The sequence below is a fragment of the Nocardia sp. NPDC050793 genome, assembly GCF_040654065.1.
In the GTDB taxonomy this organism is placed as follows: domain Bacteria; phylum Actinomycetota; class Actinomycetes; order Mycobacteriales; family Mycobacteriaceae; genus Nocardia.
The window spans coordinates 190,028-204,919 of record NZ_JBFAHG010000010.1 but is presented as its reverse complement, the minus strand read 5'-3'; the positions used below and the strand labels follow the sequence as shown (position 1 = coordinate 204,919).

The window sequence follows — 14,892 nt, the reverse complement described above, 5'->3', positions numbered from 1 at the left end:
CGACTGCGACCGGCTGTCACGCTGCCCGACGGTGTAGGGGCTATTGCTGCTGGTCGTTGGGGGATTCGGGGGTCTTGCGCCAGCCAAGCAGGACCGACTCGCCGCCCTGGGCGCCCCAGGGGAGGAAGAGAGCGACGATCAATGCGCAGACGACGACCGCGCCCGCGGCGACGAGGGAGGCGGCGTGGGAGCCCTGGAGGGCCGCGGTTTTCATTGCGGTGATGAGGTTTTCGCGCTGTGATTCGAGGAACGCGGGCAGTTCGCGTTTGCGGAGTTCGAGCACGCTGAGGGGGCTGGCCGCGACCAGGCTCTTCTGATCGTCGTTCATCAGGGCGTTCGGCACGCGATCGAGCAGCGGCTCGACGCGGGTCGTGTAGTAGGAGGCCACGATCGAGCCGAGCACTGCGACGCCGAGGGTGCCGCCGATCTCGCGGGTGGTGTCGTTGACCGCGGAACCAGCGCCCGCCTCGTTCAATGGCAATGAACCCATGATGGATTCGGTGGCCGGGCCCTGCACGATGGCCAGACCCAGCGCCATCGACACCATCGACGGCAGCACGTCGGTGACGTAGCCGCTGTCCACCGTCACCTGCCCGCCCAGGTAGAGCCCGAGGCCGGTGAGCAGCAGGCCGAACACGATGACCGGCGTGGTGCCCCAGCGTTGCGCGAGCAATGTCGCGACCGGCGCACCGATCGCCACCGAGAACGCGAAGGGCAATGAGGCGATACCGAATTCGAGTGGCGTGTACTCGCGCACGCCCTGGAAATACTGGGTGATCAGGAAAAGGAAGCCGAACATCGAGAAATATCCGACGGCTATCGACAGTGCGGGCATCGAAAAATGCCGATTGCGGAACAATCGCATATCCAGAATCGGTGCGGGGGTGCGCAATTCCCACGCGATGAATCCGGCCAGCAGCGCGACGCCGAGCGCGCCGACGGTCAGGGTGGTGACCGAGAGCCAGCCGTAGCGCGGCGCCTCGATGATCGACCAGACCAGCAGCGTGATGCCCGCGATGGACAGCGCGATGCCGGGCAGGTCCAGCCTGCCGACCTCGGCGGATCGCGATTCCGGCACCCACAGCATGGTGGCGACCAGCGCGACCAGTGCCACGGGCACGTTGATCCAGAACACCGAATGCCAGCTGAAGTGCTCGAGCAGCCAGCCGCCGGAGATGGGGCCGATGGCTATCGCGAAGCCCGCCATGGCCGTCCACGCGGCAATGGCCAACGCCCGCTCCCTGCGGTCGGTGAAGATGTTGATGATCAGGGCGAGGGTGGCGGGGAAGACGGCCGCGGCGAACACGCCCATGGCCGCGCGTGCCGTGATGACCGCGCCCATCGAATCCGACAGTGCGCCACCGACGGACATGACCGCGACGCCGATCAGGCCGATGGCCATCACTTTTCGGCGGCCGTAGCGGTCGCCGAGGTTGCCGAAGGCCAGCAACAGCCCGGCGAAGGTCAGGGTGTACGCGTCGACGACCCATTGCAGGCCGCTGACCCCGGTGGCCAGTTCGACACCGATCGAGGGGAGGGCCACGTTGACGATGGTGTTGTCGAGGACGACCAGCAGTTCGGCCAGGCAGATCACGGCCAAGGCGAGAAAGCGCTGGTTGCGTCGTTCCAGCAACACCGGTGGATCGACTATGGAGATTGCCATAGTTCAGCAGCCAAGCAGATACCTGTCACTGTTGGTAACACTTTTCGGCCGCGACATCCGCCACACCTGAGGGTGAAAAGTGACGGGCGACACAACAATTCGATTGCCGAAGGGTTCCGATCCGCCTCGGAGCGGGGATCGTTTTGGCAGCTGAGGGGCGCGTCGGCTACTGTGGACGGCAGTTATCGACGAGTTCGATCGCTACCCAATCCGTTCTACCGAAGACCGTTGGTCGCCGATCCCACATGGGTTCGGTCGAAGGTCCGGCGACATTGCCGGCGGCCCACGCAGGGAAGAACCGAGGCTGGGAGTCGATTCGAGCCACGCGGCTCGTGTTGATCTTTCCTTTGCGCCCCGGAACGCCTTGCGTCCGGGGCGTTCGTTTTGTCGCCGGGTCCTCGGATCGGTAGTTCGTGTACACGAACCGACATCCAGAGAGGAGGCGAAGTATGGCAAAGGCTGAGAAGGTCACCGCGGTCGAGGAGATCGCGGAACAGTTCCGGAACTCGACGGCCACCGTTGTCACGGAATACCGTGGCCTGTCGGTCGGCAAGCTCACCGAACTGCGGCGTGCGCTCGGCGCGGAGGCCACGTACTCCGTCGCCAAGAACACCCTGGTCAAGCGCGCTGCCGCCGAGGCGGGCGTGGAGGGCCTCGACGACTTGTTCGTCGGACCGACCGCCATCACCTTCATTCAGGGTGAGCCGGTCAACGCGGCCAAGGCGCTCAAGACCTTCGCCAAGGACAACAAGGCGCTCATCATCAAGGGCGGCTACATGGACGGCGCCGCGCTGTCCGTCGCCGAGGTCGAGAAGATCGCCGACCTGGAGACCCGCGAGGTCCTGCTGGCCAAGCTGGCCGGCGCCCTGAAGGGCAACCTGGCCAAGGCTGCAGGCCTCTTCAACGCTCCCGCCTCGCAGGTGGCCCGCCTGGCCGCCGCGCTGGAGGAGAAGAAGCGGGCCGAAGGCGGAGCCGCCGAGTAACACCTCCGTGCGCGGGCGGCACGCCCTCCATGGACACCAACTACCGAAAGGAAAACAACAATGGCCAACGTTGACGAACTGCTCGAGACCTTCGGCAACATGACCCTGCTCGAGCTGTCGGACTTCGTCAAGAAGTTCGAGGAGAAGTTCGAGGTCACCGCCGCCGCTCCGGTCGCCGTCGCCGCCGTCGGTGGCGCTGCCGCTCCGGCCGAGGCCGCCGAGGAGCAGGACGAGTTCGACGTCATCCTCGAGGGTGCGGGCGACAAGAAGATCCAGGTCATCAAGGTGGTCCGCGAGATCGTCTCCGGCCTGGGCCTGAAGGAAGCCAAGGACCTGGTCGAGGGCGCGCCGAAGCCGATCCTGGAGAAGGTTGCCAAGGACGCCGCCGAGGCTGCCAAGGCGAAGCTGGAAGAGGCCGGCGCCAAGGTTTCGGTCAAGTAATTCCACGAATTACTCGAACGGGCGGCCCCCAAATTCGGGGGGCCGCCCGTTTTCGCATTTTCGGGGACAGGCGAGCGGATTTGCATAAAAACGCAAGCACATTCGGCTTACTCTGGAGTCAGGTTGGGGTGTGCCCCGTCTCCCTCATGGGTTACAGTGACCGAACCCACTGTGACGTGACGCACCGCGATGACCGAGCGCGGTTCGCCGGTGGGCTGCTCGCTGAGAAATTGTGGAGGTTGGCGTGGGCGTCGAGGTCAGGACCGAGGGTGTAACCAAATCCTTCGGTTCACAGCGAATTTGGCAGGATGTCAGTCTGACCTTGCCCTCCGGCGAGGTGAGCGCGCTACTCGGTCCCTCGGGTACCGGTAAGTCGGTGTTCCTGAAGTCGCTGATCGGCCTGCTGCGCCCGGAGCGCGGCTCGATCTATATCGACGGCACCGACATCACCACCTGCTCCAACAAGGAGCTCTACGAGATCCGCAAGCTTTTCGGCGTGCTGTTCCAGGACGGCGCGCTGTTCGGTTCGATGAACCTCTTCGACAATGTCGCGTTCCCGCTTCGTGAGCACACGAAGAAGAGCGAGTCCGAGATCAAGCAGATCGTCATGGAGAAGCTCGAGCTCACCGGTCTGCTCGGTGCGGAGGGCAAGCTGCCCGGCGAGATCTCCGGCGGTATGCGCAAGCGCGCCGGTCTGGCCCGCGCTCTGGTGCTCGACCCGCAGATCATCCTGGTCGACGAGCCCGACTCCGGTCTCGACCCGGTCCGCACCTCCTACCTGAGCCAGCTGCTGATCGACATCAACGCCCAGATCGACGCCACGATCCTGATCGTCACGCACAACATCAACCTGGCGCGCACCGTGCCCGACAACATCGGCATGCTGTTCCGCCGCCAGCTGGTCATGTTCGGCCCGCGCGAGGTGCTGCTCACCTCCGAGGAGCCGGTGGTCAAGCAGTTCCTCAACGGCCGCATGATCGGCCCGATCGGCATGTCCGAGGAGAAGGACGAGGCCCAGATGGCGCGCGAGCAGGCGATGGTGGACGCGGGCCACCACCACGGCGGCGCCGAAGAGGTCGAGGGCATCATCCCGCAGATGAAGGCGCAGCCGGGCATGCCCGTGCGTCAGGCGGTGGCCCGCCGCAGGGCGCGCGTGCGCGAGATCATGCACACCCTGCCGCACGCGGCGCAGGTCGCGATCCGCGAATCCATGGCGGAGAACGATGACACACAAGTGATGTCGTACAACGCCCCGAATGTCGGCAGCTACGAGGGCGGCGCTTTCGACACAACCGTGCGCCACAACACAACTAACGGGTAACATACGCCCGTGAACTCGACCCTGGCGCGTGTGCGTACTCCAGTCGAGTCGGCGTTTGCCCAGGCGGGCAACGTCTTTGCGTTGTTCGTCGACGTGATGCGCAAGATGTTCCGCCGGCCTTTCCAGTGGCGCGAATTCATCGAGCAATCGTGGTTCATCGCCAGCGTCTCGATCTTGCCGAGCGCGCTGGTGGCCATCCCGTTCGGCGCGGTCGTCGCGCTGCAGACCGGTTCGCTGATCAAACAGCTCGGCGCCGAGTCGTTCACGGGCGCCACCAGCGTGCTCGCCACCGTGCAGCAGGCGGCTCCGGTGGTGACCGCGCTGATCATCGCGGGCGCGGCCGGGTCGGCGGTGGCCGCCGACCTCGGCGCGCGCACCATCCGCGAGGAGATCGACGCCATGGAGGTGCTCGGCGTCGACCCGGTGGCGCGGCTGGTGGTGCCGAGGGTGCTCGGCATGACGCTGGTCGCGGTGCTGCTCAACGGGTTGGTGTCGGTCGTCGGCATCGCGGGCGGCTACTTCTTCAACGTGCTGCTGCAGGGCGGAACGCCCGGCGCGTACCTCTCGTCGTTCTCCGCTTTGGCTCAGCTGCCCGACCTGTGGATCGGCGAGATCAAGGCGGCGATCTTCGGGCTGCTCGCCGGGGTGATCGCCGCGTACAAGGGGTTGCATCCCAAAGGGGGGCCGAAAGGAGTCGGTGACGCGGTGAATCAATCCGTGGTGATCACGTTCCTGGTCCTCTTCTTCGTCAATCTCGTTCTGACACTGGTCTATCTGCAAGTCGTCCCGGCCAAGGGCGCCTGACCGATGGCGACCTCCTACCGCAACCCGGCTTTCGCCAAAACGGCTCGCCGGGCCAATCAGATCGTGCGCGGACCGCTGAACGTGATCGACCGCGCCGGCGAGCAGATGTCGTTCTACTCGCGCGCCATCGCGTGGATTCCGCGCGCCGCGGTGCACTACCGCAAAGAGGTCATGCGGCTGCTCGCCGAGGTGACCTTCGGCTCCGGCGCGCTCGCGGTGATCGGCGGGACCATCGGCGTGATCATCTTCATGTCCGGTTCGGTCGGCGTCGTCGTCGGCCTGCAGGGCTTCAAGGCGCTCGACGCGCTGGGCAGTTCCGTGCTCACCGGCTTCCTCACCGCCTACATCAATACGCGCGAAATCGCCCCGCTGGTGGCGGCATTGGCCCTCTCCGCGACGGTGGGCTGCGGCTTCACCGCGCAGCTCGGCGCCATGCGCATCTCCGAGGAGATCGACGCGCTCGAGGTGATGGCGGTGCCCGGCGTGCCGTTCCTGGTGACCACCAGGGTGATCGCCGGATTCCTCGCGGTCATCCCGCTCTACATCGTCGGCCTGCTCGGCGCCTACTTCGCCTCGCGCGCGATCAGCATCTGGTTCAACGGCCAATCGAGTGGTTCCTACGACCACTACTTCAGCCTGTTCCTGCCGCCGGAGGACGTGCTCTATTCGTTCCTCAAGGTGCTGATATTCGCGTTCGTGATCATCCTGGTGCACTGCTACTACGGCTTCACCGCCACCGGTGGCCCCGCGGGCGTCGGCGTCGCGGTGGGTCGCGCGGTGCGCGCCGCCATCGTGCTGGTGAACGTGCTCGACTTCTTCCTCAGCCTCGCGATCTGGGGAACGACCACGACGGTGCGGGTCGCCGGATGAGGGGATTCGTACACCTCGCCCGCACTCGGCTTTCGCCGTGCGGATCAGGCGTTGTTCCGCGATCGGAGGCGCTTCGCTTCCCCGATCGACGTATACCTGCCTGCGACAACACGTCGCACGCTGACCTCAGGGGACTGAGGCATGAGTAGCGGAACTCAGGCGTGGCGGTCCACCGAGAAGACTCGGGTGCGGCTGCTGGGCATCGCGTTCTTCGTGATCGTCGGGCTGTTCCTGTGGACGACCGTCGCGATCTACAACAAACAGTTCGTCCGGACGGTCGACGTGCATCTGGTGACCGACACCGTCGGCAACGCGTTGACCAAGAACGCGGACGTGAAGGCGCGCGGAGTGCTGGTCGGCGAGGTGCGGTCGAGCCGGACCGAGGGCGGCGAGGTGACCCTCGACCTGGCCATCGATCCCGGTAAGGCCACGCAGATCCCGGTGAACGCGACCGCGCGGCTGCTGCCGAAGACGCTGTTCGGCGAGCGCTACGTCGACCTGGTGATCCCCGAGGACGCCAGCCCGCAGCATCTGACCGACGGCGTCACCCTGTACCAGGACGCCAGCGGCAACGCGATCGAGATCAGCAAGCTGCTCGACGATCTGCTGCCGCTGCTGCAGTCCATTCCGCCGCAGGATCTGGCCGCGACCCTCGGCGCGCTCTCCCAGGCGCTGTCGGGTCAAGGCCTGGCCCTCGGCGAGACCGTGGACAAGCTGGACACGATCTTCCGCGACGTCAACGTCGTGCTGCCGGAACTGCAAGAAGGTCTGCGCGGCTTCGCCGAGACCGCCGCGGTGTACTCCGACGCGGCGCCGCAGCTCATCGACGCGCTGAACAACCTGCGCACCACCAACGCCACCATCGTGCAGCGTCGTTCGGACATCGACACCCTGTACGCCACGCTCACCCCGACCTCGTCGAGCCTGGCCGACTTCCTGCTGGCCAACCGCGACAACATCATCGACGTGGCCGCCGACTCGCGACCGGCGCTGGAGCAACTGGCCGTGTACTCGCCGAGCTACCCCTGCGCGCTGGCCAACTTCGCGCAGATGAAGCCGCGCATCGACCAGCTCTTCGGCATGGGCACCGACCGGCCTGGCTCCCGGGTGACGATCGAGCTGACCAACACCCGCGGCAAGTACCTGCCCAACCAGGACGAGCCGCGCTGGCTGGACACCCGCGGCCCGTGGTGCCTCCCCGAATACCCGGTGAACGTGGATCCGGGCCAGTACACCGGCGGCCCGAACAACGACGGCTCCTACGCGGTGCCCAGCCGATACCCCGGTGATCAGGACAGCGGCAAGTTGCCGGTGCCGCAGTTCGGCGTGTACCCGGCGGGGCAGGTGCCGACGCTGGCGGGCTCGCCCCGCGAGCAGCAGTCGCTCGGCGCGATCTACGGTGCGGCGCAGGGGGTTTCGCCCGAACAAGTGCCGAGCTGGGTGACCAGGATCGGGGCGCCCGCCTTCCGAGGCAGCGAGGTGAGCGTGCGATGAAGGAAAAGCTGCGCGGGCTCGGCGGGCCGCTGACCAAATTGATCATCTTCGCGGTCGTGACGCTGTTCGTCACGACGCTGCTCGGTCTGTCGATCGCCAATTACACCGGCGGCGGCTCGCTGTTCAAGGCGCGGTTCACCGACGTCACCTCGCTGAACCCGGGTGACGAGGTGCGCATCGCGGGCGTGCGGGTCGGCAAGGTCACCGACGTCTCGATCGTCGACAAGCGATTGGCCGAGGTGAAATTCGAACTCACCGACCGCGATTGGCTGCCCGCCTCCACCACCGCCACCATCCGCTACCGCAACCTGGTCGGCCAGCGCTACATCGCGCTCGAGCAGGGCACCGGCGAGCAAGGCCGCAAGCTCAACGAGGGCGGCACCATTCCGCTGGACCGTACCCGGCCCGCCCTGAACCTGACCACGCTGTTCAACGGCTTCCGTCCGCTGTTCCGCACGCTGAGCGCCGAGGACGTGAACAAGCTCTCCTACGAGATCATTCAGGTCTTCCAAGGCGAGCAGGGCACCATTCACGACCTGGTGGTGAGCACCGCGAGCCTGACCAACAAGATCGCCGACAAGGACGCGGTGATCGGCGAGCTGGTGGAGAACCTGACCGCCGTGCTGGAGACGGTCAACGAGCGCGACGACCAGTTCGACGAGCTCATCGTGAACACCGAGGCGCTGGTCTCCGGCTTGGCCGCCGAGCGCGAGACCGTCGGCCGCTCGATCAGCTCGCTGGGCAACCTGGCCACGGCCACCTCGGACCTGCTCGTGCCAACCCGGCCCTCGCTGCAGGGCACGATCGCGGGCCTGAACCAGCTCACCGGGACGCTGAACGAGCGCTCCGACGAGGTGAACCAGGCGCTGGCCACGCTGCCGGTGAAGATGGAAAAGCTCGGGCGGGTGGGCAGTTACGGCTCCTGGTTCCAGTTCTACCTGTGCGGTATCGACATCGTGGTCGGTCCGGGCGCGGTGGACGCGCCGCAGCTCAACCTGCCCGCGGGTCTGCCGACGATCAACCAGCCGCTGTACACCAACGCCGCGCCGCGCTGCCACGGGAAGGCCCGCTGATGGACGATCGGATCCTCCTCGGCAAGCGCAGCCCGGTCTTCCTCGGCGTGCTCGGCCTCGCCATGGTGGTGCTGGTGACGATGTCGGCGTTTTCCCTCGATCGGCTGCCGATCATCGGGGCGGGCACCAAGTACCGCGCCGAGTTCTCCGAGGCCGCGGGTCTGAAGAAGGGCAACGAGGTCCGCATCGCGGGCGTGAAGGTCGGCTCGGTCTCCGACGTCCGTCTGGACGGTGATCGGGTGATCGTCGACTTCCGCACCAAGGACGCCTGGATCGGCAACGAGACCACCGCCTCCATTCAGATCAAGACGCTGCTCGGCCAGAAGTACCTGGCCCTCGATCCGCGCGGTTCCGGCCCCGCCGATCCGGACAAGCCGATCCCGTTGTCGCGCACCGTGTCTCCCTACGACGTGGTGGACGCCTTCTCGGACGCGGCGGCGACCATCGAGGAGATCGACACCGCCCAGCTGGCTACCAGCATGCGGGTGCTCGCCGAGGCGTTCGAGACCACGCCGCCGGAGATCCGCGGCTCCATCGACGGTGTCGCGCGGCTCTCGGAGACGTTGGCCAAGCGCGACGAGGAACTGAAGCGGCTGTTCAAGGCCACACGCCAGACCACCGAGGTGCTCGCCGACCGCAACGCCGAGTTCGAGCGGCTGCTCGCCTCCGGTGGTCAGCTGCTCGCCGAGCTGAACATTCGCCAGCAGGCAATCCGCCAGCTGCTCACCGGGGCCAAGACGGTTTCCGCCGAGCTGAGCGCGCTGGTCGCCGACAACTCCGAGCAAATCGGTCCCGCGCTGACCAACCTGGCCGCCGCGATCGAGTTGCTGAACGACAACCAGCAGAACATCTCCAAGACGCTGGAGCTGGCCGGCCCCTTCTACGGCCTGTACGCGAACGTGCTCGGCACCGGCCGGTGGTTCGACGCGGTGATCGTCAATCTCGTGCCGCCCGCGCTGCCGGAGATCCCCGGCTACCGGGATCCGGTACGGAACATGGGAGGTAGCTGACGTGGCCGCGAGCTGGCGCAGGGATCCGCTCACCGCGTTCCGCGAGTCGGGTCGTGGCACCAAGATCGGCATCGCGCTCGGCGTCGTCCTGGTGCTGATCGCGGGGTGGGTGCTGTGGTGGGGCTTCGATCGGCTGACCACCACCAGGATCACCGCCTACTTCGATCGCTCGGTCGGCATCTACGAGGGCTCCGACGTGCGTATCCTCGGCGTTCCGGTGGGCCGGGTCGAGTCGGTCGAGCCGATGGGCGACCAGGTGAAGATCGTGATGGGCGTCGACCGCGGTTACGACGTGCCCGCCAACGCGCAGGCCGCGCAGATCACCCCGTCGGTCGTCTCCGACCGCTTTATCCAGCTGACGCCGGTCTATCGCGGCGGCCCGAAGATGGATCGCAACGCGACGATTCCGCGGGAACGTACCGTCACCCCCGTCGAGGTGGACCAGCTCTACAAGAGCATCGCTGAGCTCAGCGACGCGCTCGGCCCGGACGGCGCCAACAAAGAGGGCGCGGTGAACGAGCTCGTGCGCACCTCGGCGGCCAACCTGGCGGGCAACGGCGAGGCGCTGGCCAACAGCATCACGCAGCTCTCCGCCGCGGCAAGGTACCTGTCCGAGGCGCGCGGTGACATCTTCGAGACCGTCAAGAACCTGCAGAACTTCGTGAGCATGCTGGCGAAGAACGATCAGCAGGTGCGCCAATTCAACAGCCAGCTGGCCGATCTGGCCGGATTCCTGGCCGACGAGCGGCAGAACCTCGGCGATGCGCTGCAACTGCTCTCGGTGGCTCTCGGCGACGTCGCGCGGTTCATCGATGACAACCGCGCGCTTGTCGCGGAGAACGCCGAGGCGCTGACCACCCTCACCAAGACCCTGGCCGATCAGCGCGCCGATCTCGCCGCCGCGCTGCCGGTGATCCCGCTCGCGCTGAGCAACCTGATCAACATCCACAACGCCGAGTCCGGAACCCTCGACATGCGGGCCAATTTCACCGACCTGCAGGACCCGTTCGGCACCGTCTGCAGGATGCTCGACCTGTCGAAGCTGATGCCGGGCGACCCGCGCTTCGAGGCGCTCGGACGTCAGATGCGCCCGATCCTGGACCACTGCAAGGAGATCACCGACCAGATCACCGCCGGGGTGCAGACCCCGACGCTGATCCTGCCGTTCGGCATCCTCTCCGGCGAGAACCAGCAGCGCGATCCTGTGCCTGGCACCGTGCCCGGTACGCCGTCCAACCAATTGCCACCGTCCGAGCAGGGAGGTGAGCGATGAAGACGACCAAGCCGATCGTCCGCGGGATGTCCGCGGCGGCGCTCGCCGTCTCGGCCGCGCTGATCAGTTCGTGCGCCGCCGACGGCATCTACAGCGTGCCGCTGCCCGGCGGCGCCGACGTCGGCCCGCATCCGATCCACGTCGACATCCACTTCGACGACGTGCTCGACCTGGTGCCGCAGTCCGCGGTGAAGGTCGAGGGCGTGCCGGTGGGCCGGGTCGAGGGCATCGCGCTCGCGGGAGACGGCTGGACCGCCAGCGTCCGTACGCTGATCAACTCCTCGGTCGACCTGCCCGCCAATGCCAGGGCCGAGGTGCGGCAGTCGAATCTGCTCGGCGAGAAGTTCATCGAGCTCTCCCCGCCCGCCGCGGACCCGGATCCGGCGAAGCTTGCCGACGGTGCGGTGATCCCGGTCGAGCACACCCGCCACGCCACCGAGATCGAGCAGGTGCTCGGCGCCATGTCGCTGCTGCTCAACGGCGGCGGCGTCGCACAGCTGCAACCCATCGTCACGGAGCTGAACAAGACGCTCGGTGGCCGCGAGGACCGGGTGCGCTCGCTGCTGGAGCAGGCCAACACCCTGATCGGCGGGTTGAACGAGCAGGTCGACGACATCACCCGTGCCATCGACGGTCTCGCCACGCTCAGCAGCCGGGTGAGCACCCAGACCGAGCAGATCCGCAGGATCCTCGACGAGCTCCCCGAGGGCATCAGAATCCTGGAAGAGCAACGGCCTGAACTGGTTTCGCTGCTCGCCCAGCTGGACCGGGTGGGGCAGGCCGGTTTCGACGTGCTGAATACCGCCAACGACGATCTGATCCGCGACCTGAACTCGCTGCGGCCGACGCTGCAAGCACTCGGCCGCGCCGCGCCGGACCTGGTGACCGCGTTCCCGCTGATCCCGACCTATCCGTTCCCCGACTCCTCGCTGGAGGGCACTTTCGGCGGCCAGGTCAACACCTGGCTCTCGGTGGACCAGCAGATCGGCGTCACGCTGAGCAACCTCGGTGTCGGCAAACCGGATCCGGTGTACATCCCGCCGCCGTACGGCCCGCCGGTGAACGTGGATCCGTCCAACCCGTACTACAACGGCAACGGTCCGCGCCCCGGCTGGCCGACGGTGTCGCTGGTCCCGCTGCCGCCGACCATGGCGGTACTGCCCGCACCCGGCGCGCCTGTGCCGAACCCGCTCGGGCCGCTGCTGGAACAGTTCGGCGTGACGCCTCCCGTCGCCGCCGAAGGAGGGGGTGAGCCGCGATGACTCGCCTCGTTCGCAACCAGCTGATCGTCTTCGTGGTGATCGCCGTGGTCGGCGTGATCTTCGTCGGCGCCAAGTACATCCGGCTCGACCACTTGCTCGGTTTCGGCGAGTACGCCGTTCGGGTCGACGCGGAGCAGACCGGCGGCATCTACAAGGGCGCCGAGGTGACCTATCGCGGCGTCCCGGTCGGCCGGGTCGGCGGGGTCGAGCTCACCGACGAGGGCGTGAGCATGACGCTGGTCATCGACTCCGACTCGCCGCGCATCCCGGCCTCGGCGAAGGCCGTGGTGGCCAACCGGTCGGCCATCGGCGAGCAGTACGTCGACCTGCAGCCCGACAACGACAGCGGCCCGTACCTGAAGGACGGCTCGGCCATCTCAGGGGCGCAGACGCCGATCTCGGTGGAGGAGCTGATCTCCAGCGTCGACCACTTCACCAGCACGGTGGACCTGGAGGCGCTGAACACCACCGTCACCGAGCTGGGCAAGGCGTTCGACGGCAAAGGCGACGACCTGCAGGTTCTCCTGCAGTCGCTGAACGAGTTCACCGCCACGTTCCACGAGACGCTGCCGCAGACCATCCAGTTGATCCGCGACGGCAGGGTGGTGTTCGCCACCCAGGCCGAGCAGGGGGACGCGATCCGGCGGTTCAGCGACGGCCTGGATCGGCTCTCCGTACAGCTGCGCGCCAGCGACCCCGCGATACGCAGGTTGATCGGCACCGGCACCGACGCGGGCGAGCAGGTCGGCGCCCTACTCGACGAGAGCGGCGGCGCGCTCACCGAGGACCTGGCCAACCTGCGCGTGCTGCTGCAGAGCATCTCGCCCAAGTTCTACGCGCTGCGACCGCTGCTGCAGATGCTGCCGCAGCTGTCGCTCGGCGCGTCCGCGACCGCGCCCGGCGACGGCACCAGCCATTTCGGCCTGGTGCTCGAGACGAACAACCCCCCCGCCTGCACCGTCGGCTACGAGGGCACCCAGCGCATTCTCGAGCAGATGAAGGCGCAGAACCCGGACTTCGACGACACCCGCGACGAGTTCCCGTTCAACAAGGACGCGAAATGCCTTGTGCCATTCGGCAATCCGACCGCGGTCCGCGGCGGCGAGCGGGCCGAGCTGGCCGATCCGAGCATCTCGCAACCGTGGGACGACAACCCCAAGGTCGACCCGGAGAAGCTGAACCTGAACCCGATCGCCGTGCAGCTCGCCACCCTGATGGGGGTCACGCCGAAGCGGTGACCAGGAAGGATGAGGTTATGGTTGGCAGTCGTGAATTCTGATCTGTCGGCGGAAAGCCCGGCTGCCGAGCCCTCGGCCGAGGCCGCTTCGGGCCGTCCGCCGGTCGCGGTGACGGCGGTGGTGTTCGGCGCGCTCGCCGTCGCCCTGGTGGCCGCGCTGTGGTTCGGCGGCGGCTGGGTCCGCGCGGCGTTCTTCACCGACGGCCCGCGCGCCGACGCCCGCGATTCCGCGCTGGACGCCGCGCGTCAGGCCGCGATCAACATGACCTCGATGAACCTCGACGACGTGCCCGGCTCGCTCGCGCTGGCCAGGTCCTCGATGACCGGCCCGATCCTGGAGTCGGCGACGAAGAACCAGCAGCAGTCCGAGCAGCTGGCCGCACAGGCGGGCGTCGGCATGAAGTCCCAGGTGCTCGGCGCCTCGCTGACCTCGCTGAACAGTGAGCGGGACAAGGCGTCGGCGCTGGTGGTGTTGCAAGTGACGGAGTCGAAGCCGGACAAGTCGGTTTCCGATTACCGGTACACCTGGAGCCTGGACATGACCAAGGACGGCGACATCTGGAAGGCCGAGCAGGTCGCCTCGCTGACCCAGCCGGTGCTGCTGGATGGTCCAGGCCCGACCGGGCTCGGACAGCCGGGCGCGCAACCGCCCGCGCCGACCCAGGGGGCGCCCGCGCAGGAGGGACCGCGATGAACGAGCGCCGCCCCGTCAACCGCGTCACCCCGAAGCGGCGCACCGCGCAGCAGGCCGCGCGCCCGGTCCGCAAGCCCAAGGTCGCCTCCGCGCGTCCGGCCGCGACCACCCGGGACATCCAGGCCGGGGACGAGCAGTCGAGCGCCGCGACGCGCCGCGTGGCACCGCGACGCGTTCCGTCGGCCGGTTCCTGGACTCCGGTCGCCGCCGCGCTCGTCGCGGTCGCGCTGCTCGCCGGGTTCGCCGTGCTCGCCGCGCTGCGGCCCGGCGTGCCCGATGACAACCGGGCCTTCGTCGACACGAGCGCGACCGAAGAGGTGCGCGCCGCCGCCGACCATGCCCTGCGGACCATCTACGGCTATGACATCGCGACCATCGATGGCTACGAGGCCGCGGTTCGCCAGGTGGTCACCGGCACCATGCTGACCGACCTCGACAAATTCGCCGCCACCACCGTCGACGCCATTCGGCAGGCGCAGACCAGCGCTGATGCCGAGGCCGACCCGATCGGGGTGACGATGCTCACCGAGGATCGCGCGGAGCTGCTGGTGAACCTGGTGGTGAGCGCAACCAAGGACGGCGTCGCCCAGCAGAGCGTGGCGGGTCCTGTGGTGCTGCGCATGCAGAAGGTGGACGGTCGCTGGCTCGCCAGCGGCATCGTCGACCAGTGATCTTGGTCGGCGCCGCCGTATTCCGCCGGAAGCGGGTCGGTCCCGGCACTTGACGAGCTTCGCAAGACCCGTCACGCTATTCACAACAGCGGCAGC

14 protein-coding genes are annotated in these 14,892 nt (G+C 67.3%); 13 read left to right on the top strand and 1 reads right to left on the bottom strand.

Annotated elements, in window-relative coordinates:
- Positions 1 to 40: 40 nt before the first annotated feature.
- Positions 41 to 1,663: an MFS transporter gene (locus AB0H50_RS28935; protein WP_357458661.1), complete on the bottom strand. Its 1,623-nt coding sequence runs from the start codon at positions 1,661 to 1,663 to the stop codon at positions 41 to 43.
- A gap of 449 nt (positions 1,664 to 2,112) precedes the next feature.
- Here AB0H50_RS28935 and rplJ point away from each other — a divergent pair, with 449 nt between their 5' ends.
- From rplJ to AB0H50_RS28870, 13 genes are all read left to right on the top strand, one after another.
- Entirely contained in the window at positions 2,113 to 2,646 is a 534-nt protein-coding gene (rplJ, locus tag AB0H50_RS28930) for a 50S ribosomal protein L10 (RefSeq protein WP_067791433.1), read from the top strand.
- A gap of 60 nt (positions 2,647 to 2,706) precedes the next feature.
- Positions 2,707 to 3,087 (top strand): 50S ribosomal protein L7/L12, encoded by a 381-nt coding sequence (gene rplL, locus AB0H50_RS28925; protein WP_040798782.1) that lies wholly within the window; start codon positions 2,707 to 2,709, stop codon positions 3,085 to 3,087.
- A gap of 244 nt (positions 3,088 to 3,331) precedes the next feature.
- Positions 3,332 to 4,408, top strand: a complete 1,077-nt coding sequence (locus AB0H50_RS28920) for an ABC transporter ATP-binding protein (protein WP_357458658.1) — start codon at positions 3,332 to 3,334, stop codon at positions 4,406 to 4,408.
- Positions 4,409 to 4,504: 96 nt separating this feature from the next.
- Positions 4,505 to 5,212 carry an ABC transporter permease gene (locus tag AB0H50_RS28915; RefSeq protein ID WP_245668275.1) on the top strand — a complete coding sequence of 236 codons (708 nt, stop codon included), beginning with the start codon at positions 4,505 to 4,507 and terminating at the stop codon, positions 5,210 to 5,212.
- A 3-nt stretch (positions 5,213 to 5,215) separates the two neighbouring features.
- Positions 5,216 to 6,082, top strand: coding sequence for an ABC transporter permease (locus AB0H50_RS28910; protein WP_357458656.1), 867 nt, complete (start codon positions 5,216 to 5,218; stop codon positions 6,080 to 6,082).
- Positions 6,083 to 6,223: 141 nt separating this feature from the next.
- Entirely contained in the window at positions 6,224 to 7,576 is a 1,353-nt protein-coding gene (locus tag AB0H50_RS28905) for an MCE family protein (protein WP_357458654.1), read from the top strand.
- The gene (locus AB0H50_RS28900; RefSeq protein ID WP_357458651.1) at positions 7,573 to 8,649 is read left to right on the top strand and encodes an MCE family protein; all 1,077 of its coding nucleotides are present in this window, start codon (positions 7,573 to 7,575) and stop codon (positions 8,647 to 8,649) included. The genes AB0H50_RS28905 and AB0H50_RS28900 overlap by 4 nt, the downstream gene beginning before the upstream one ends.
- Complete coding sequence (locus AB0H50_RS28895; protein ID WP_357458649.1) at positions 8,649 to 9,659, top strand: MCE family protein; 1,011 nt, start codon at positions 8,649 to 8,651, stop codon at positions 9,657 to 9,659. Before AB0H50_RS28900 ends, AB0H50_RS28895 begins: the two co-directional genes overlap by 1 nt.
- 1 nt (position 9,660) lies before the next feature.
- Positions 9,661 to 10,932 (top strand): MCE family protein, encoded by a 1,272-nt coding sequence (locus AB0H50_RS28890; RefSeq protein WP_357458646.1) that lies wholly within the window; start codon positions 9,661 to 9,663, stop codon positions 10,930 to 10,932.
- On the top strand, positions 10,929 to 12,194 hold the full coding sequence (locus tag AB0H50_RS28885) for an MCE family protein (RefSeq protein ID WP_357458643.1): 1,266 nt from the start codon (positions 10,929 to 10,931) through the stop codon (positions 12,192 to 12,194). The genes AB0H50_RS28890 and AB0H50_RS28885 overlap by 4 nt, the downstream gene beginning before the upstream one ends.
- Complete coding sequence (locus AB0H50_RS28880; protein ID WP_357458641.1) at positions 12,191 to 13,432, top strand: MlaD family protein; 1,242 nt, start codon at positions 12,191 to 12,193, stop codon at positions 13,430 to 13,432. The genes AB0H50_RS28885 and AB0H50_RS28880 overlap by 4 nt, the downstream gene beginning before the upstream one ends.
- 30 nt (positions 13,433 to 13,462) lie before the next feature.
- Positions 13,463 to 14,125: a hypothetical protein gene (locus AB0H50_RS28875; protein WP_357458639.1), complete on the top strand. Its 663-nt coding sequence runs from the start codon at positions 13,463 to 13,465 to the stop codon at positions 14,123 to 14,125.
- Positions 14,122 to 14,796: a hypothetical protein gene (locus tag AB0H50_RS28870; RefSeq protein ID WP_357458637.1), complete on the top strand. Its 675-nt coding sequence runs from the start codon at positions 14,122 to 14,124 to the stop codon at positions 14,794 to 14,796. Before AB0H50_RS28875 ends, AB0H50_RS28870 begins: the two co-directional genes overlap by 4 nt.
- Positions 14,797 to 14,892: the final 96 nt, after the last annotated feature.